Origin of the sequence: Bacillus alkalicellulosilyticus (assembly GCF_002019795.1) — a bacterium.
GTDB classification, from domain to species: Bacteria; Bacillota; Bacilli; order Bacillales; family Bacillaceae_F; genus Bacillus_AO; species Bacillus_AO alkalicellulosilyticum.
Window position 1 is genome coordinate 3,215,345 of record NZ_KV917381.1, and the last position, 19,048, is coordinate 3,234,392.

Consider the following 19,048-nt stretch of genomic DNA (forward strand, 5'->3'; position numbering starts at 1 on the left):
TCACCCTCTACGTAACGTAAGTATCCAAGATAAGATAGTGCACTCCCAATTCAATAATTTCACCACACAAAAAAACCTAAGCTCTTGGCTTAGGTTTTAATAGTTGATTATTTATTGCGACGTCGTCGATTTCTTAAAAACGCTGGAACATCTAATGTATCCATTTGCTCAAAATTAGGTTGTTGTTGTTGATTTTGGTTTAAATTACGTTGTTCTTTAGGAGCTTCTTCACCCTTAGTATTTCCTTTAATTGGTTGAGTAGTCCGTTGTGGTGCTTGCAACACTTGATTTGATTCATTCTCATCAAATCCAGTTGCGATTACCGTAACAACGATTTCATCCTTAAGATTCTCGTTAATAACAGATCCAAAAATCATGTTCACTTCAGGGTCAGATGCAGCAGAAACAATTTCCGCAGCCTCGTGTACTTCATAAAGACTTAAATTCGATCCTCCAGTGATGTTCATAAGCACGCCTTGTGCTCCATCAACAGAAGTTTCAAGTAAAGGACTAGAAATCGCTTTTTTCGCAGCTTCAGCAGCACGGTTTTCACCCGTTGCAATTCCAATTCCCATTAATGCCGAACCTTTATCGCTCATAATTGTCTTTACATCTGCAAAGTCAAGGTTAATTAATCCTGGAACTGCGATTAAGTCAGAAATACCTTGAACCCCTTGACGTAACACATTATCAGCTTCACGGAATGCTTCAAGCATTGGTGTGTTTTTGTCTACAATTTCAAGCAGGCGGTCGTTAGGAATAACAATTAGAGTATCTACATTATCCTTTAACGCATCAATTCCAATACCTGCTTGTCCTGAGCGTTTTCGCCCTTCGAATGTAAATGGTCTTGTAACAACACCTACCGTTAATGCTCCTAATTCTTTAGCAATTGAAGCAATAACCGGAGCTGCCCCCGTACCAGTTCCACCACCCATACCAGCAGTGATAAAAACCATATCAGCACCTTCAAGTGCTTCTTCAATTTGCTCTTTACTTTCTTCAGCCGCACGTTTTCCTATTTCTGGATTCGCGCCAGCACCTAAACCTCTTGTTAACTTCCCACCTAATTGAAGCTTTATTTCAGCTTTTGAAAGATGCAATGCTTGTGCATCTGTATTCACAGCAATAAATTCTACTCCTTGAAGGCCGTTCTCAATCATGCGGTTTACGGCATTACTACCACCGCCACCAACACCGATGACTTTAATCGTCGCCAGTTGATCCATATCCATTTCAAACTCTAACATGTAAGGTCCCCCTAATCCATCGTGTATGCCGTATTCTGGAATCTCTTCAGTTATTCACCAAAAAACATCTTATACAAGCCTTTTACTTTATTTTTCATTCCATTATCTCCATTCGCTTTCGGTACCGGTTTTTCCTTCTTCTTGCTAGGTTTTTCTTCTTCGAATACAGAAACAGATGCCGCAACCTCTCTACCCATCACTCTTCCGTTACGATGAGCAAATTGAATTAATCCTACTCCTGTCGTATATTGAGATTCTCTTACACCAATATAATCTGGAGTGGCAATTCGAACATTGTTTTGGAGAATTTCTCTAGCTAGCTCTAATACACCTGGAAGCATTACAGCTCCACCGGTAAGAACATAGCCACCCGGTAAATCATCATATCCAAGTCGACGAACTTCACGATCAATAAGGTCAAACATTTCTTCCATACGAGGCTCTATAATATGAGCAAGCTCGAATTGGGAATACTCTGTAGCGCTATTGCTTCCAATTACAGAAATCTTAAACATTTCTTCGTCTGAAGCCTCATCTAAATAAGCATGTCCAAACTTAACTTTCACTCGCTCGGCTTCTTCAGAAGATGTACGGAAACCAATTGCTATATCATTGGTAACATGGTCACCACCAAGAGGAATGACTGATGTTGTTTGAAGAGCACCTTGTTCATATATAGAAACCGTAATGGAACCACCACCAATATCTATTAAACCAACACCAATGCTTTTCTCATCCTTTGAAATAGCTACAGACCCAGCAGCTAACGGCTGGTATGCTATATAAGCAACTTCTAAACCGGCCTTTTCCACACAGCGAAGTAAATTATGTAACACTGTTTTCGAGGCAGTAATAATTGTTCCTTCCATTTCAAGTCGAACACCAATCATTCCTCTTGGGTCAGTAATTTCATCTAACCCATCCACAATAAATTGTTTTGAAATAACATCAATAATTGCTCTTTCAGGTGGAATAGATAAAACTTGAGACGCATCAATGACTCTATTAATATCTTCATCACCAATTTCACGGTCTGGGCTAGAAACTGCGACAACCCCGTGACATGGTTGCAATTGTATATGATTGCCGTTTACCCCTACAATGACTTGCTTTATGGATAAACCTACCATCCGTTCTGCCTTATCTACTGCACGTTTAATTGAATTAACTGTTTCATCAATATCCACAATTGAACCTTTTTTTATTCCATGAGAATTCGTGTTTCCAACACCGATGATATTCAGTGTTCCGTTGGTCATTTCACCAATGACTACTCGGACATTGGATGTACCGATGTCTAAACTTACATATATCTCATTGTTGTTCATCTTTGGCACCTCCTTTAAGTGTATCAACAGCAATACCATTCCGACAACTAAAACGATTTTAGTTTTTACATATTAAGGTTATTCTACAAAAAACAACATTTTTCCTTTTCATTTTACACTTTTTTTCGTGTTTCATAAATATATTTTTAACTACGCATCTTTCTCGGTTTGTTTTTGCTGCCAATTTGATAATATAAGTCTACGAATAACTGCAATATTATTAAATAGACGAACACCAAAAGCAAAAATGGCTGCTAAATATAAGTCTACACCAAGATGGACACCTAGAAAAGCTAAACCTGCAGCAAGAAGTATATTAAAAAAGAAACCACTCAAAAATACATTTCCTTCGAAGGTTCCTTGTAGGTGGGCCCTTATCCCACCAAACAAGGTATCCAATGCTGCAAGTACTGCAATCGATAGATAATTCAAGTATTCATCTGGCACTCTGAATTCTGTAAAAAAGCCCAGTAAGATACCAATTAATAGGCCAAGGAAAGGTAACCACATCCTATTTATTCCTCCTTTACTTGCTCCATAAATCTCACTCGAGGAGTTTGTTCATATGGAGGCAGTGTTATCTCATTCTCAATTGTAAATGTCAATGAATAGCCTTCAAGTTCAAAATATTTAACTGATTCAGAAACCACCATGTGATTATGCAAATTCTCTGCATCATCTGCGAGCACTTTGACTTCTACTGGCAGCGGTGGAATTCTTCGGCCTCCATTTAGTTGGGTTACTCCTTGTACTTCCCTGAACGCAGTCGTTGAAACGACTCTATGATTTGCGATAGCAATATCTCTAGCGCTATTAATGTTTAGTTCATTTACAAGAAATCTCAATAAATGCGGGGGAATACTTTGTCGTTGAGAGTCATAAAAAGGGTCGCCCCCTAACGTACTAATTTTTATCGTAATACCCTCACCACTTTTTTCAGTTAACCCTGCACCTTCTTTTAGGGATTCAATTTGTTCCTCAATTACTTCCTCAACACTTTGTTGATCGTTAAATGAATTTTCATATTGTTGGAGAAGAACTAATGTATTATCTATTTCTTGTACTAATTGTTGATGACGCTCTTGTTCTGCTTGTAATTCCGTTCTAAGCTCCCTGATGTCACGTGTATCCCGTACAACTGGCTCTTTAGTAGATTGAAATTGTACGGCAAGCATAAATCCAATAATCAATAAAACAAAGGTGAAAATATGGCGATGATCCTTCATTCTTGTCACCCTCTCTCTGACAAATATGGATCCATCACAATGTCATTTTTCTTTTGTATTTTCACTTCGATATTAGCATTCACTAATTGGTCATGTACGCCTCCTAATAAATGCAAAGATCCTTCTAACGTAACTGCATCACCTATAGCTGAAATCACAAAAGGTGCTGCAGACGTGTACCCATCAATTTTAATAACAGGTCCAATACATTGGATATAAGAACGATGAGATAATCTTATCCCATTAATTGAAATCGCTTCAGCTCCAGCAACGAACAGTTCATCCACTAGAGTTTGAACATGTGCTTCATGGACGATATATTCGTTTGCATTTGCACCATCTGGTAAATAAGATGAATCTGCTAAAGTCACTTCAATTCCAGGACCAGTAACTTTTACTGAACCGACTACTTTTCTAATTCGCTCTAGGTCTTCCATTAAATTCGTTACTCTCAATTCTTGCTGTTCATCCAGATGAGTAATTCGGTCCTCTATCTCCTGAAGCTGTGCTTGATAGGCACGTAAATCTTCTTGTAAGTTTCGATTGACTGCTTGTTCAATAATAATTTTATTTCGAAGCTCGTCTTCATGACGCCACTGTCTTTCTGTAATGACATCTTGATTATTGCCCTCACTAGCAAACTGGTATGAAAGGGCAATAATGAAGCCGGTTACCATTAAGACGAGAGCATAAATAACATGTTTACCTGTCACCCTCACTTGCCGTTTCCTCCTCAGTTTCGTAGTTCTCAAAATAAGGGGTCATTCTCATATGAATAATCCCTTTACTGTCGGGATTTATCTCTTTAATAATCGATGCATAAGGGGCAATGCGTTCGGAAAAATTTCGAACCGTCGTGTGAACTTCAAACCCATCATTCATATATAACGTTATCCGAAGTGGATCGGTTTCATTTGGACTATAATAAATTTCTGAAATTCGATTTACTAGACTTTCAGGGACTTTATTTAATTCATTTGCTAGCTCTTCAACAACAGCTCCTTGTTCCCAATTTTTTAAGATTGGTGCATCTGCAGGAAACTGGTCATCTGGCAACTCTGTTAGAAACTTGCCTGTTTCGATAATAGGAAAGTATTTTCCGTTATCATGAAGATAAGCTACGCGTTTATGTTCGCTAACCGTTATCACTACTGTCGTTGGTAACGATCTAGTAATCTCAGCATCTGCAATTTCCTCTATAGCTAAGATAGATTCAATCGAATCATCATTGTCCATATTCCAAATGCTTGTCCCAATCATGATATTACTCGCTTCTTCAATTTCCGCAGAAGAAACATGATGGTTCCCTTTTATTTCAATTGTCTTAATGTGACTCAATGGGGATTGAAAATAAATCACCAATAGAATAAGAAAAAAGAAGAACGAAAGAAAAAATACTAAACGACGATTAGCCCTTTGTTTTCGTTGTTCCTTCAATTTAGGAATTCGGTCTTCTATCGTTATGACCTTCTCGTCTTTCATTTGCAACTTCCCCCAATGAAATGTGAAACGGCATATATAGTATATGCCGTTTTCCTTTCGCTACATTTTTAAATTATAGCACAGTTTTTCCAAAAATAAGATAGAAAATCACTGTTTATTCACCAATTATTTCAACTTCGGTTTCCATTTTAACATCAAACTTATTTTTTACTGTATCTTTGATATGTTGAATTAACTGTAAAACATCTTCCGCTGTAGCATCTTTCACGTTAACAATGAAATTACCGTGCATATCTGATACTTGTGCTCCTCCAATTTGATGCCCTTTTAAGTTCGCTTTCTCAATTAATTGACCTGCATAATTGGGAAGTGGATTGCGGAAAACACTTCCAGCGCATGGGAAATTCCACGGCTGTGATTTTCGACGATAATCCTTATTATGTTGCAGTTCTTCCTTGATTTTTTCGCGGTCACCGGCTTTAAGTTGGAACACTGCTTCTATGCAAATTCCTTTTTCTTTTTGCAAACGAGAGGTTCGATATGAAAAAGCCATGTCCTCATTCTCAATCCATCTCATTGTTCCATCTTCATATAGAATATGAGCTCTTTTTAAAATTTTTGAGATATCAGAACCATGAGCACCAGCATTCATAAAAACAGCTCCTCCTACTGAGCCGGGAATTCCTCCTGCAAATTCCAATCCTGATAGTCCTTGCTTACTAATGACCGTGGCTAGCTTGATTAAAGAATAGCCACCACCCACTGTAATCTCTTCTCCATCAACAGTAAGTTCACTCAAGTTCTCCCCTAACTTGATAACCACTCCACGAATCCCTTTATCACTAACTAGTAAATTGGATCCTCTTCCAATTGCACGCCATGGAATCTTTTCTTCTTGTAGGAAAGTCATAATTGCTTGTAAATCAACTATGCTATCCGGTTCAACCATCACATCAGCTGGCCCTCCGATTTTCCAGGTCGTATGATTAGCCAATGGTTCATTCTCAAGTACTGTACCTATGTTCATTTCATTTAATTTATCAATGTAAGATTTCATTTGGAATCTCCTCATTTCCTTCCGATTCACTTTTTATTCTATGTCATTATTGCGCTTTTTGAGTTAATTCAACTAAAAGTCTATAAAAGTCCGAAGCAGCTTCGGGTTTTCCTAACTCTTTTGCGGCTTTATGCATTTCTTCCCATTTTCCTGGTGTAAAAATGTCATGGACATCATCTAGTAATTGCTGGCCATTCATTTCTGTTTCAATTCGAACAATAGCTGCTCCATTATCCTTTAATGACCGCGCGTTTTTTTCTTGATGATTATTTGTAACATAAGGACTTGGAATTAAAATACTTGGAAGTCCTAAAGCTGTAATTTCAGCTAACGTGGTTGCTCCTGCACGGGCAACAATTAAGTCTACATTAGCTAACACATCCGGCATATTATGAATAAATGGCTTTATAATCACATTGTCTGGGTTGCCGTTTCGCTCAACCTCAGTCATCACTTTATCATAGTGAATTTGGCCAGTAACATACACATATTGGTATGGACTCTCTTTCACTTTTTCCAAAACTTCAAGAAACGCTTCATTAATCGGTCGTGCCCCTCGGCTACCTCCAACAATCAAAACAGAGCGCTTATCAGGCTTGAGACCAATGGCAAGGCCACCTTGTTTGGTTGTTGTTTCAACAACTTCTTGAGCTCTTGGGTTTCCAATAATAACGGTTTTACTCTTTGGAAAGAATTCTTCTGACTCGGCAAAAGATAATGCGATTTTATTTACATATCGACTTAAAAATTTATTTGTTAATCCTGGAACGCTATTTTGTTCATGAATGACTGTTGGTATCTTTAGTTTAGCTGCCGCATACACAACAGGTCCACAGACATAGCCACCTGTACCAATAACAACATCAGGTTTGAACTTTTTCATAATTTTTTTTGAAGAATAGGTTCCCTTCAAGAACCGAAGCACAGTCTTAACATTGTCGACAGATAACTTCCTCTTAAACCCAGTAATTTCTATTGCTTCAAAAGGGATTTTCTCCCTTCGAACGATTTCACTTTCAAGTCCACTTTCTGTTCCTATGTAAAGAACCTCTGCATCTGGTTCTCTTTTTTTTATTTCCTTAATTAATGCTAAAGCAGGGTAAATATGCCCCCCTGTTCCTCCTCCACTCACAATAACCTTCATTTTACTCCTCCAATGTATGCTTTATTCTCTTACTTCCATTTTACCATGAGAACAACTTGTATTATACCTATCTACGGGAAACGATTTTGTAAAATAACAGCAAAAATTTAACTTGACATCAGTTACACTGTAAAGGTTCGTATTTGATTTAAGATTCTGACATCCCTTATGGGTCAGGCTCTTCTAACCGTATGAAAAAAATGCCTCGATAGGGTATTATCCTGTCGAGGCATTCTTACTACGACCTTCATATCGTTTATATTCTAGAATAGCGACTGATATTTAATAACACACCAATGGCTACTAGCATTAGTGTTAGAGAAGAACCACCATAACTTAAAAACGGGAGTGTAATTCCTGTAACAGGCATTAACCCGGTTACAACACCAATGTTTATCATAACCTGAATAGCAACCATTGCAATAATTCCTACAGCAAGCAAACTTCCAAATAAGTCTTGCGCACCAAGAGCGATGCGAATTCCGCGCCAAAGCATGACACCAAATAAAAAGATTACGATAGCGCCTCCAATGAATCCTAATTCTTCAGAAAGAATGGCAAAAATAAAATCTGTTTGAGGTTCAGGTAAGTAAAAATATTTTTGCCTACTTTCACCTAACCCTAAACCAAGTAGTCCACCTGGCCCAATCGCATATAACGACTGAATAATTTGAAACCCACTTCCTAAAGGATCTGACCATGGGTCTAGAAACGAGGTGATTCGTTTTATTCGGTAAGGAGCTGAAATAATAAGACCTGCAAACCCGACTAATCCGACAATACCTAGTCCAACAAAATGGGATATTTTTGCGCCTGCTACAAATATCATGACAACACATGTACCAACCATAACGGCACCTGTTCCTAAGTCTGGTTGTAACATAATCATTCCAAACGCAAGTAACACTAGCGATAAAGAGGGGACTAGCCCATTCTTAAATGATGTGATTTTCTTTTGATTTTCTGATAGATATTTTGCAAGAAAAGCTATCATAGCAAGTTTCATAAATTCTGAAGGTTGAATCGAAAAAGCACCAACACCGAGCCAACTTCTTGCTCCTCCTCGAACAAGTCCTACACCTGGAATCAACACGACAATAAGAAGGATAAAACAAATGATGACTAATAGTTTTGACCATCTTCTCCATGTCCAATATTCAATATTCATAATGAAAATCATTGCTGCGATTCCTGCTCCAGCAAAAAACACCTGGCGCTTTGCAAAAAAGAATGCATCATCAAACTTGTAGGTTGCCCACGCCGCACTTGCACTGTAAACCATTATGATTCCAATTGTAAGTAAGGCTATTGTAGCAAACATTAAAATTAAATCTGGAGACGTTTTTGATTTAGGCACACTGACTACACCTCTTTAGTAAAATTGGTACAACCTCTTTTACTAAACATATGCATCAGTCTTGTAGAACATGTTTATCTTTTTAAGTTTTCAACGGCCTGAATAAATTCATGGCCCCGTTCTTCATACGTCTTATATTGATCCCAACTCGCACACGCAGGAGATAACAAAACCACATCACCCTCATCAGAAAGGTCGTAGGCGATACGAACCGCATCAGCAGCATTAACTGCCTTTTTACAATAGTCAACTCCTGCTTCAGCAGCAGCAGCAAGTATTTTCTCTTGGGTTTGACCGAATGTAATAACAGCCTTTACTGATCGTAGGGCAGGTATAAGGTCATCAAATGAATTGCCACGGTCTAATCCACCCGCTAGCAATATTACAGGTTCCTGGAAAGCTGATATTGCTGCTTTTGCAGCTAATATGTTTGTTGCCTTAGAGTCATTATAAAATTTCCGATTATCAATCGTAGTAACATATTGAACTCGATGTTCCACACCAGCAAATGTTGTTAGTACGTTTTGGATCTGAGTAGTTGACGCACCGCAGCATTTTGCTGCTGCAACTGCAGCCAAAATATTTTCTAAATTATGTTTACCAGGGAGCACAATGTCATTTATATCAATGATGTTTTCTCCTTGGAAAAACACATAGCCCGATTTAAGATAAGCACCATTTGAATTCTTTTTTGTTAATGAAAACGGAATATGTTGACCCTTTGCATTAGAAGCAAGGGAAACTACACTTTCATCATCAGCATTATATACGATAAAGTCTTCGTCATCTAAGTTTTTATAAATATTAGCCTTTGCTAATCCATAATTTTCTTTTGTGCCATGATAATCAAGATGAGCATCAAATAAATTTAAAAAGACAGCGACTTTAGGATGAAAGTTTTCCGTTCCTTGAAGTTGAAAACTAGAAACCTCTGTGACAATGATATGATTTGGTTTTGCGTTTTGAACAACCTCACAAGCTACTGTACCGATATTTCCAGCAACAAGAGGCTCTTTTTCGCTGTTTTTTAACATTTCAACAAGTAACGTTGTAGTTGTTGTTTTTCCATTTGACCCTGTTATGGCAATCATATCTGCTTCAGACAGTTGTGAAGCTAATTCAATTTCTGTAATCACTGATATATTTCGCTTTACTGCTTCTTCAACAATAGGGTTCGTATATGGAATTCCCGGATTTTTCACTATAAAGTCAATAGGCCCATCCAATAATGACAATGGATGAGCACCACAAATGACCTGAATCCCTAAGGATTCGAGCTCTTTTGCTTGAGTATTTTCTTCTAAGGGCTTGGCATCATTTACAATAACATGTGCCTCTAGTGAATGTAATAATTTACTAGCAGCAAAGCCACTTTTAGCTAAACCTAGCACGAGAATATGTTTGTTTTTATATTGACTAACATCTTTCATCTATACCCACACCTCTAAATAAATTCCTAACACTGCAAATAACATACCTACAAGCCAGAATGTGACAACAACTCTCCACTCTGACCATCCGGAGAGTTCATAATGATGATGAAGAGGACTCATTTTAAATATCCGTTTCCCTCTTGTTTTAAATGAAATGACTTGAATTATCACCGAAAGCGTTTCAATGACGAACACTCCACCAATAATAACAAGTAAAATTTCCATTTTCGTTAAAATAGCTACAGCTGCAATCGCGCCGCCTAATGCAAGTGAACCTGTATCTCCCATGAACACTTTAGCTGGGTGTGCATTAAAAACTAAAAACCCTAATACAGCACCAACAACAGCTGCACAGAAAATCGCTATATCCACCATATCAGCATACCAAGCTAAAATAGCAAATGCACCAAACGCAATCGCTCCCGTTCCTGCTAACAATCCATCCAAACCATCTGTTAGATTAACAGCGTTAGAGGCACCAACTAACATAACAATAATCAAAGGGAAGTAAAGCCAACCAATGTCAATCGATAGGTTTGTTGCCGGAATAGAAAGTTCTGTTGAAAAGCCAAGCTGGTGTAAGCTAATATAAAATATAATAGCAATAACTAATTGACCTAATAGCTTCTGCTTTGAATTTAACCCCAAATTATGTTTTTTGACTACCTTGATAAAGTCATCTAAGAAACCAATTAAACCGTACCCAATCGTAACAAATAAGAGGATAATCAATTCAGGTGAAAATGATAGAAATTTAGTAACAATAATAATTGTACTAATAACAATCGATAACAATATCATAAGCCCACCCATGGTAGGTGTCCCACTTTTCTTTTGATGCGATTTTGGTCCTTCTTCTCGAATACTTTGCCCAAATTTCAACCTTCTTAAAAACGGAATTAATACTGGAGAAAGTAATACTGCTACTAAAAATGAAGCCAATAACGTAAACAATAACACTTGTTCTAACATCTAATTCCCTCCTTTCTATTTATCCTTGTTTGATGATTTCCTCGACAACTGTTTCTAATTTTAGTCCACGAGAAGCTTTTATAAGAACAATGGTATCTTCCGTAAGCAGCGGAATAACATCCTTACTTACATCTTCCTTTGTTTCATACCTTCTTATATCCATTCTATGGCTTTGTCTTTTCTGTAATTCATCATAGATCCATTTTCCTTTTTCGCCAACTAGCCATGCATGAGTAATCGGTTCATCAATGACTTCAGCTACAGAGCGATGCAGTTCCTCTTCATTCATTCCTAATTCATAAATATCTCCCAAGATGACAATTCTTTTTGTAAAGTTCCCTATTCCTTTAATTACTGAGACTGCAGCTTTCATTGAAGTAGGACTTGCATTATAAGCATCATTTATTACTAGAGAGCCATTTAGTCCTTCCTTTCGTTCTAAGCGCATTCCCGTTAAGGAGATTTCTGTCAAACCTTTATTAATTAATGAATCGGAAATCTGAAGTTTTTTTGCAACGACAATCGCATATAACGCATTTTTTATATTGTGTTTTCCGAGTAATGGCAACTGATACTGAAATGATGAGTCATTTATGGTAAAAGAATAACCTCTTTCATCACCAATGCAGTCGGTTACTTGGTAATAATTCTTGTCATTGAATCCACAAGTCAATGTTGAAGGGTTCCTGTAGGATTGCAGTAACGGTTCATCACCATCAAAAATAACAACCCCATTGGCTTTTAATCCTTCAGCAATTTCCATTTTTGCTTTTGCTATTCCTTCACGACTGCCAAGGTTTTGAATATGGGATTCACCAATATTAGTAACGATCGCATAATCTGGTGCGGCTATCTCACTTAACAAAGCAATTTCCCGAAAATCACTCATCCCCATTTCTAGGATAATCAGTTCACAATCTTTTGGCATGGCCAAAATAGTTAAGGGCAGACCAATATGATTGTTATAATTTCCTTGTGTTTTATGAGTTTTGTATGATGTCGAGAGAACCGCCTCAAGGATATCCTTCGTCGTTGTTTTCCCATTGCTTCCAGTTACTCCTACTACAATTGGATTAACCGCTTGTAAGTACTTCTTAGATAGCTCTTGAAGAGCCGCTAATGTGTCTTCAACATAGTAGAGTTGAAAGGTTTGTGGGAGGCTCTCAGGAATAGGTTTATCTTTTTGCCAAATAGAAGCCGTTGCCCCACCTTGAATTGCATCCAAGATATAATCATGGCCATCAAACCTCTCACCAACCAGAGGTATAAATAATCCATTCTCTCTTTTCACCCTGCTATCCGTCGAGACCGATGCAAAGTGAGATAATGATTGATTTTCATGTCTACTTCCACTACTAATTGCATCAACTAACTTTGCTTCAATCATTTCTCCCTCTCCTTAATGGCTCTTCTAGCGACTTCCCTATCGTCAAAATCATATGTCGTGTTTCCGATAATTTGATAGGTTTCATGTCCTTTTCCAGCAATCAAGACGACATCATTATCCTTAGCAGACCAAATTGCCTTTCTAATGGCCGCTTCTCTGTCTGGTATGATGTCATAGCTATCCTTTGATGTAACTCCTTGTTCCATATCTTCTAATATTTTTATCGCATCTTCACTACGAGGGTTATCAGATGTAAAAATGGCGTGTGTTGCATGGTCAGCAGCAATCTTCGCCATAACAGGACGTTTGGTTTTATCTCTGTCCCCACCACAACCTACGATACAGTACACATCACCTTTTGCGAGTTCTTTAATCGTTAGTAATACATTTTCTAAGCTATCAGGTGTATGTGCATAATCAACGATTACCGTGAATTTTTGGTTTTCATCTACAGTTTCAAAACGTCCAGCTACTCCGTCGATTTGCTCAAGGCTTTCAACTATTTTTTGTAATGGTATGCCATAACAAAGACAAGCAGCAGTTGCAGCCAATACATTATATACACTAAACGTGCCAATTAGGTTAATGGTTACCTGCTTACTTTCAAGTGGTGTTTGAAGAATAAACTCTGTTCCACTCGCTGTCATCTTTATATTAGACGCCATGATATCACTTTTATTTTTTATGCCATATGTAAAAACTTGCGCTGTCGTCATTTTATCATAATCAGCTGAAGCATTATCATCTTGGTTTAAGATGGCCACCTTTAGATCATTATGCTTATACGTGTTTCCTAACTGCGCAAATAATAATCCTTTGGCATGCTTATAAGCTTCCATTGTTTCATGATAATCCAAATGATCAGGGGTAAGATTCGTAAAGACAGCGATATTAAAGTCACTTCCCCTCACACGACCTAAATGAAGGGCATGTGAAGAGACTTCCATAACAGCTACGGTTACATTTTCTTCAACCATTTGTTGAAAGTATCTTTGCAAGGTTAGTGATTCGGGTGTCGTGTTTTTGGTTTCATACACGGTTTGCCCCACTTTTGTATACATCGTCCCAATTAAACCAGTCTGCTCCCCATTGTCTCGTAAAATCTTTTCTATAATATGAGTCGTCGTTGTTTTGCCATTGGTTCCGGTTACTCCAATTAACGTTAACTTATCGGTTGGGTGGTTATAAAAATAATTGGCGACTATATCCATTGCTCTTTTTGAATCTGGAACAATGATGACAGGTACGGATAATTCAAGTTGGTGTTGGGCTATAACAGCTACAGCACCATTTGCGACAGCTTGGTTTGCATAATCATGACCATCGACAGTAAATCCTTGAATACAAATGAACAAACTCCCCTCTTTTACGAGACGAGAATCCATTTCTACTGATATAATGTCGGGATTACGGTCATCAGATTTTATGTAATTAAGTAATGGTTTAAGCAATTGGTCGAGCTTCATAAAATTTACCTCACAATCTTTACAACTTATAATAAGTTACTATCAGCCTATCTATTTTCTGGCTATTTTAATCGCATATCCAAAAAATTATCACCTTTTAGTATATGTATGACACAAAATGTTTTATAAGAAGTACCATAAGAAGATCTGCAACACGGTATTTCTTAACAAGCAAGACCTCCACCTTCCTTATTATACCAGTGGAGGTCTATTAATTATATCTCTAACACACATTTTAGTCGTTTCAATCAGATTTGTCACCCATGTAAAGTCTAATTGTTGATCCTTCTACAACCTTCATGCCAGGTTGTGGAGATTGATAAACGACTGTGGAACCTTCTCCAGATGCGTCTAATTTAAGCTCATAATACGCTTGGTTGATTTCTCGGATCGATAATCCTTCTAAATCTGGAACTTCAACCAATTTTTCATCATTCCATGCTAATTCTTTTTCGATTTGGTCTTCTCGTTTTTCAACACCCATCGCTCGTAAGCTGTCACCCATAATCTTGCCAACAATTGGTGCTGCAACAATACCACCAAATTGAAGTGTATCTTTTGGATTATCAATCGCAACATAAACGACCAGTTGCGGGTCATCAGCTGGTGCAAATCCAATGAACGAGACAATATGGTTATTTTCTAAATAACGTCCATCTTTTGCTTTCTGTGCCGTTCCTGTTTTCCCACCTACACGATAGCCGTCGACATACGCACCTTTTCCTGTCCCAAGTGCAACAACGCTTTCTAAAGCATGACGAATTTGTTCCGAGGTTTCTTCTGAGATGACTCTTCTTTTTAGAGTTGGAGCTGTACTAACATATATCTCACCAGAATCCTTATCGATCCATTCTTTCGCCAAATAAGGTTGATATAAGTATCCGCCATTTATAGCAGCTGACACTGCGGTTACCTGTTGAATTGGTGTAACTGATACTCCTTGACCAAATGCAGTTGTAGCTTGTTCTAAAGGCCCAACACGGTCACGATTAAATAAGATACCTTTTCCTTCTCCTTGAAGATCAATTCCTGTCTTTTCACCAAAACCAAAATCCTCGATATAATCAAAGAGCCTATCTTTTCCTAAACGCTCTCCTAACTCTACAAAACCGGGGTTACAAGAGTTTTGGACGACTTCTAAAAAGGTTTGATGACCATGTCCGCCCTTTTTCCAACAACGAAGGCGATGACCTGACACTTCAATAAAACCAGGGTCGTTAAATGTATCCTTTTCTAAGTTCACTTCACCTTCTTCAAGTGCAGCAGCAAGTGTAATGATTTTAAAGGTTGACCCAGGCTCATATTGCATCCACACTGGTTTATTCTGATTATATATTTCTGGAGGGACTTCTCTAAAGTTTTCTGGATTATAATGCGGTCTACTAGACATGCCTAGGATTTCGCCCGTATTTGGATCCATCGCTATCGCTATTGCACCATCAGGGTTATACGTAGCTTCAGCAATATCTAATTCCCGCTCAATAATCGTTTGAACGCGGCTATCTATCGTTAACCGCAAATCTAAACCATCTACAGGAGGTGTATATTCATCAGCTAAATCTGGCATTCTTTTTCCTTTGGCATCAGAGAAAAAGGAAACTCTCCCTTTTTTCCCACTCAGCTGTTCTTCATAGTACAGTTCTAATCCTGTAAGTCCTTGATTATCGATCCCAGCAAAACCTAATACATGTGATAAATAAGAACCAAAAGGATAGTGCCTTTTACTATCTTCAGCTATATAGACACCCTCTAGTCCTAGTTTTCGAACCTCATTCGCTTTTTCTTTTGTTATTTTTCTGCCTTCTGGTTGTATTCGAACAATGGATTCCTGCTTTGTGATTAACTCATAAGCACGTTGATGACTCATATTTAGTACGCTTGCTAATTCCTCTGCAGTATCCGCAGGATTCTTTACTTGCCTTGGTACAACAAGTACCGAGGGCGCACTAACATTTGTAGCAAGGACGACATCATTTCTGTCTAAAATTTCGCCACGCATCGCTTCAAAAGGGATATCTCTACTCCACGAATCTTCAGCCCTATCAGTTAACCAATCTCCTAATGCAAATTGAACATACCCTAAGCGAATTGCAATAACTAAGAAAAACAACAAACCAAAAACTAATACAAAAACAAGCCGTTTTCGTACAGTTACATTTGATACTCGCACATGCTTCACCCCAACCATCTAATCTATGTCTGTATTCAAAGAATACATAGCTTGGTTAACTATATGCTTGTACGACATAGATTAGAACAGCCTGTACAAAGTGCTTTGATTAGTTGGCAAATGTTTCTAATTCCTCTTGAGTTTCTTCCTCATTCTCTTCTTCCTCCGTAGTTCTTATTAGTTCGGAAGGCTCTCGTAATTCAACCTGTACATAATCACCTTCACGTACGGTACTGCCTGGACTAATATTCTGTTGGACCGTGAATCCTGCCCCAGTTGCATTCATTTGTAACTGAAGTAAATTTGATAGCTTCATTACATCTCGAAATGACCATCCAATGACATCAGGCATTGAAAACTTTTCACCTTCCGTTCGAATGAGTACTCTTTCACCGATCATGATATGTCTATCTGAAACAGGTTGTTGGTCGATAACTTTGTCCCCATTTCCAAAGACAAGGACTTCTAAGCCTTTTTCTTCTAACTCTTTTTTAACTTTTTTCGGGTCTTTCCCTTTATAGTTATCCAGTTGGATTCCTTGTTCTGATTGGTTCGTAATCTCTTCATAAGTTGGCGTTATATTTAAATATTGCAAACTATGTTTCATAACTGTATTAAAAATCATAGAAACAGGAGCGGAACCGGACTCAACAGGTTTTAATTGCGGACGGTCAACTGCAACATATACGACAACTTTAGGGTCATCTTTTGGTGCCATACCTAAAAAGGAAAAAATATTAACTCCATGCCCTTGTAAATATCCACCACCAGGAGCAGATATTTGAGCAGTACCTGTTTTACCTATTACATCAAATCCTTCAATATAAAATGGACGCCCTGTTCCTGCGGGTTCTGTCACAACAGTTTCTAACAAATCCCTTACTTGTTTAGCTGTATCTTTACTAACTGGTTCACCAACTACTTCAGGTTCATTCGCTAAGATTATGCTACCGTCTGCTGGGTTTACGATTTTATCAATGACATAGGGCTTCATCATTTTCCCATTATTTGCAATGGCAGTCGCTGCTTGAATTTGTTGAATCGGCGTTACCGCAGAGTTTTGGCCAAAAGCAGTATAAGCTGCACCTAAATTTGAAGAATCTGCAAGTAAGCTATCAACTTCATTCGGTAAATCTATCCCTGTTGGTTCAGCAAATCCAAATCGATTCAAATACGTAAAAAATGTATCTGGTCCAAGTTTTTCTAAACCCAATTTTACAAACGCTACATTTGAGGAACGTTGGAATCCTTCATTGAAATTTATTTTCCCCCACCCTCGACCTTGATTGTGATCAGATACAGCATTAGCTCCTAATTGATAACGACCAGACTGATATTCTTCCTCTCCGTTATAAACTCCTTCTTCAATCGCTGCAGCCAATGTAAATACTTTCATCGTTGATCCTGGTTCAAAACGATCGGAGACAGCATAATTCAAATAGTTTGTAATTTCTTCATAGTGATTCGGGTTAAAGCTAGGTCGATTACTCATCGCTAGTATTTGTCCTGTTTTCGGGTCAGCTACGATCGCTATCATACGTTCAGGAGAATACTCTTCATCTACTTTTGTCATGACTTGTTCGAGTGCCGTTTGAATATTTGAGTCAAACGTTAAGTAGACATCATCCCCATGCTTAGGAGGGTGTACATTTTCCTTAGGGTCAGGCAGCTTGATTCCACGTGGGTCACGCTGGTAGACGACATAGCCATCTTCTGCACGTAGATTTTCATCCAAGCTTAACTCAAGCCCCATTCGAGAGTTTTCCATATCCCGTTCTGTATACCCTATAACATGAGACGCGTATGTTTGCTTAGGATAATAGCGTCGCGGTTCACGCCTAAAGAAGATTCCATCTAATTCTAACTCCTTTAATTCAGTCATTTTTTCATGGCTCATATTTCTAGTACTTGGACCAAATTCAACTTGGAAACGGTCAGATGTTAGTAACTCTTCTATTTTTTCTACCGGCATTTCCACATGCTCAGCTAATATACTTGCTGTTTTACTAGGATTTTTTACGTAATTGCTATAATTTTTATTCAGAACAGCATACATTGTATACGAACTTATTTCCTGCGCTAATGGACTTCCATTCCGGTCATAGATAGTCCCACGTTGACCTTCAATTACCGTCTTTTTGGTCCAATGTGATTCCGCTATTGCCTTTAAGTCTTGGCCCTCAATTTCACTGTTGGCTTGGATGTATACAATCCTACCAAATAAAACTGAAAACATAATTAAAAAGAGAAACAAAAAAAGAACAGCTCTCTTGTTGGTTGTTGCCCGTTTTACTTGCATACCATTCACATCCTGTTTGCCTCATTTTTTGAGCTTGTCTATGTTTCTATCGGCAGTTTCATTGAATAATTCCTGTGTTTACAGTAAAACCATCTATGATTTTCTAATTTTCTTAAGAAAAACTAGTTCGCACGCGAACTAGTTTTGGATAACTTTAACTTTATTATCATCTAATGACATGCCTAGCTCTTCAGTTGCAATGTCTAGAATACGGTCAGGTCGACTCAATTCAATGACTTGAAGCCTTAAGCCATCATTCACTTGTTCTTGTTGTAAAATCGATTGCTCAAGAACATGAATATCTCTGTTAACTGCATATGTTGATACTTGGTTAACCACAAAGAAAAGTACCGCACATGTGAACGCTAAAAACATCATTGCAATTATTCCTTTTTCTCCTTTAGTAATTTTCTTTCTTACTTTAGGAGTAACAGGCTTTTGTTGTTGTACTTGTTGTTTCTTTTCTTTTGGTAATTGATATTGTCTTGCTACATTACTCATTTTTATCCCCCCTCG

The 19,048-nt window shown here is 37.9% G+C and carries 16 protein-coding genes; all 16 read right to left on the reverse strand.

The window, feature by feature from the left end:
- Positions 1 to 107 precede the first annotated feature (107 nt).
- The 16 genes from ftsZ to ftsL all read right to left on the reverse strand — a co-directional run bounded on the left by ftsZ (position 108) and on the right by ftsL (position 19,033).
- Positions 108 to 1,250, reverse strand: coding sequence for a cell division protein FtsZ (gene ftsZ / locus BK585_RS16140; protein ID WP_078554830.1), 1,143 nt, complete (start codon positions 1,248 to 1,250; stop codon positions 108 to 110).
- 50 nt (positions 1,251 to 1,300) lie between these two features.
- Positions 1,301 to 2,578 carry a cell division protein FtsA gene (gene ftsA / locus BK585_RS16145; RefSeq protein WP_078554832.1) on the reverse strand — a complete coding sequence of 426 codons (1,278 nt, stop codon included), beginning with the start codon at positions 2,576 to 2,578 and terminating at the stop codon, positions 1,301 to 1,303.
- Positions 2,579 to 2,728: 150 nt separating this feature from the next.
- Complete coding sequence (locus tag BK585_RS16150; protein ID WP_078554834.1) at positions 2,729 to 3,088, reverse strand: small basic family protein; 360 nt, start codon at positions 3,086 to 3,088, stop codon at positions 2,729 to 2,731.
- 5 nt (positions 3,089 to 3,093) lie between these two features.
- Entirely contained in the window at positions 3,094 to 3,804 is a 711-nt protein-coding gene (locus tag BK585_RS16155) for a DUF881 domain-containing protein (RefSeq protein ID WP_078554836.1), read from the reverse strand.
- Positions 3,805 to 3,809: 5 nt separating this feature from the next.
- On the reverse strand, positions 3,810 to 4,523 hold the full coding sequence (locus BK585_RS16160) for a DUF881 domain-containing protein (RefSeq protein WP_078554838.1): 714 nt from the start codon (positions 4,521 to 4,523) through the stop codon (positions 3,810 to 3,812).
- Positions 4,507 to 5,286, reverse strand: coding sequence for a cell division protein FtsQ/DivIB (locus tag BK585_RS16165; protein WP_078554840.1), 780 nt, complete (start codon positions 5,284 to 5,286; stop codon positions 4,507 to 4,509). The genes BK585_RS16160 and BK585_RS16165 overlap by 17 nt, the downstream gene beginning before the upstream one ends.
- Positions 5,287 to 5,401: 115 nt before the next feature.
- Positions 5,402 to 6,304: a UDP-N-acetylmuramate dehydrogenase gene (gene murB / locus BK585_RS16170; RefSeq protein WP_078554842.1), complete on the reverse strand. Its 903-nt coding sequence runs from the start codon at positions 6,302 to 6,304 to the stop codon at positions 5,402 to 5,404.
- Between the two features lie 46 nt (positions 6,305 to 6,350).
- Positions 6,351 to 7,448 (reverse strand): undecaprenyldiphospho-muramoylpentapeptide beta-N-acetylglucosaminyltransferase, encoded by a 1,098-nt coding sequence (gene murG / locus BK585_RS16175; protein WP_078554844.1) that lies wholly within the window; start codon positions 7,446 to 7,448, stop codon positions 6,351 to 6,353.
- 256 nt (positions 7,449 to 7,704) lie between these two features.
- Entirely contained in the window at positions 7,705 to 8,769 is a 1,065-nt protein-coding gene (spoVE, locus tag BK585_RS16180; RefSeq protein ID WP_078556852.1) for a stage V sporulation protein E, read from the reverse strand.
- A 110-nt stretch (positions 8,770 to 8,879) separates the two neighbouring features.
- Positions 8,880 to 10,235 (reverse strand): UDP-N-acetylmuramoyl-L-alanine--D-glutamate ligase, encoded by a 1,356-nt coding sequence (murD, locus tag BK585_RS16185; protein ID WP_078554845.1) that lies wholly within the window; start codon positions 10,233 to 10,235, stop codon positions 8,880 to 8,882.
- Complete coding sequence (gene mraY, locus BK585_RS16190) at positions 10,236 to 11,210, reverse strand: phospho-N-acetylmuramoyl-pentapeptide-transferase (protein WP_078554847.1); 975 nt, start codon at positions 11,208 to 11,210, stop codon at positions 10,236 to 10,238.
- 19 nt (positions 11,211 to 11,229) lie between these two features.
- Positions 11,230 to 12,597: a UDP-N-acetylmuramoyl-tripeptide--D-alanyl-D-alanine ligase gene (locus tag BK585_RS16195; RefSeq protein WP_078554850.1), complete on the reverse strand. Its 1,368-nt coding sequence runs from the start codon at positions 12,595 to 12,597 to the stop codon at positions 11,230 to 11,232.
- Entirely contained in the window at positions 12,594 to 14,063 is a 1,470-nt protein-coding gene (locus BK585_RS16200; protein WP_078554852.1) for a UDP-N-acetylmuramoyl-L-alanyl-D-glutamate--2,6-diaminopimelate ligase, read from the reverse strand. The genes BK585_RS16195 and BK585_RS16200 overlap by 4 nt, the downstream gene beginning before the upstream one ends.
- Before the next feature lie 244 nt (positions 14,064 to 14,307).
- The gene (locus BK585_RS16205) at positions 14,308 to 16,233 is read right to left on the reverse strand and encodes a stage V sporulation protein D (RefSeq protein WP_078554854.1); all 1,926 of its coding nucleotides are present in this window, start codon (positions 16,231 to 16,233) and stop codon (positions 14,308 to 14,310) included.
- Between the two features lie 109 nt (positions 16,234 to 16,342).
- Positions 16,343 to 18,532 carry a penicillin-binding transpeptidase domain-containing protein gene (locus tag BK585_RS16210; protein ID WP_078554855.1) on the reverse strand — a complete coding sequence of 730 codons (2,190 nt, stop codon included), beginning with the start codon at positions 18,530 to 18,532 and terminating at the stop codon, positions 16,343 to 16,345.
- Positions 18,533 to 18,670: 138 nt separating this feature from the next.
- A complete protein-coding gene (ftsL, locus tag BK585_RS16215; RefSeq protein ID WP_078554859.1) occupies positions 18,671 to 19,033 on the reverse strand; it encodes a cell division protein FtsL in 363 nt (120 codons plus the stop codon).
- Positions 19,034 to 19,048 lie beyond the last annotated feature (15 nt).

Excerpts from the sequence above, each read along its gene's own strand:
- ftsZ (WP_078554830.1), bottom strand. The coding sequence starts at position 1,250 with ATGTTAGAGTTTGAAATGGATATGGATCAACTGGCGACGATTAAAGTC.
- ftsA (WP_078554832.1), bottom strand. The coding sequence starts at position 2,578 with ATGAACAACAATGAGATATATGTAAGTTTAGACATCGGTACATCCAAT.
- BK585_RS16150 (WP_078554834.1), bottom strand. The coding sequence starts at position 3,088 with ATGTGGTTACCTTTCCTTGGCCTATTAATTGGTATCTTACTGGGCTTT.
- BK585_RS16155 (WP_078554836.1), bottom strand. The coding sequence starts at position 3,804 with ATGAAGGATCATCGCCATATTTTCACCTTTGTTTTATTGATTATTGGA.
- BK585_RS16165 (WP_078554840.1), bottom strand. The coding sequence starts at position 5,286 with ATGAAAGACGAGAAGGTCATAACGATAGAAGACCGAATTCCTAAATTG.
- murB (WP_078554842.1), bottom strand. The coding sequence starts at position 6,304 with ATGAAATCTTACATTGATAAATTAAATGAAATGAACATAGGTACAGTA.
- murG (WP_078554844.1), bottom strand. The coding sequence starts at position 7,448 with ATGAAGGTTATTGTGAGTGGAGGAGGAACAGGGGGGCATATTTACCCT.
- spoVE (WP_078556852.1), bottom strand. The coding sequence starts at position 8,769 with ATGTTTGCTACAATAGCCTTACTTACAATTGGAATCATAATGGTTTAC.
- murD (WP_078554845.1), bottom strand. The coding sequence starts at position 10,235 with ATGAAAGATGTTAGTCAATATAAAAACAAACATATTCTCGTGCTAGGT.
- mraY (WP_078554847.1), bottom strand. The coding sequence starts at position 11,210 with ATGTTAGAACAAGTGTTATTGTTTACGTTATTGGCTTCATTTTTAGTA.
- BK585_RS16195 (WP_078554850.1), bottom strand. The coding sequence starts at position 12,597 with ATGATTGAAGCAAAGTTAGTTGATGCAATTAGTAGTGGAAGTAGACAT.
- BK585_RS16200 (WP_078554852.1), bottom strand. The coding sequence starts at position 14,063 with ATGAAGCTCGACCAATTGCTTAAACCATTACTTAATTACATAAAATCT.
- BK585_RS16210 (WP_078554855.1), bottom strand. The coding sequence starts at position 18,532 with ATGCAAGTAAAACGGGCAACAACCAACAAGAGAGCTGTTCTTTTTTTG.
- ftsL (WP_078554859.1), bottom strand. The coding sequence starts at position 19,033 with ATGAGTAATGTAGCAAGACAATATCAATTACCAAAAGAAAAGAAACAA.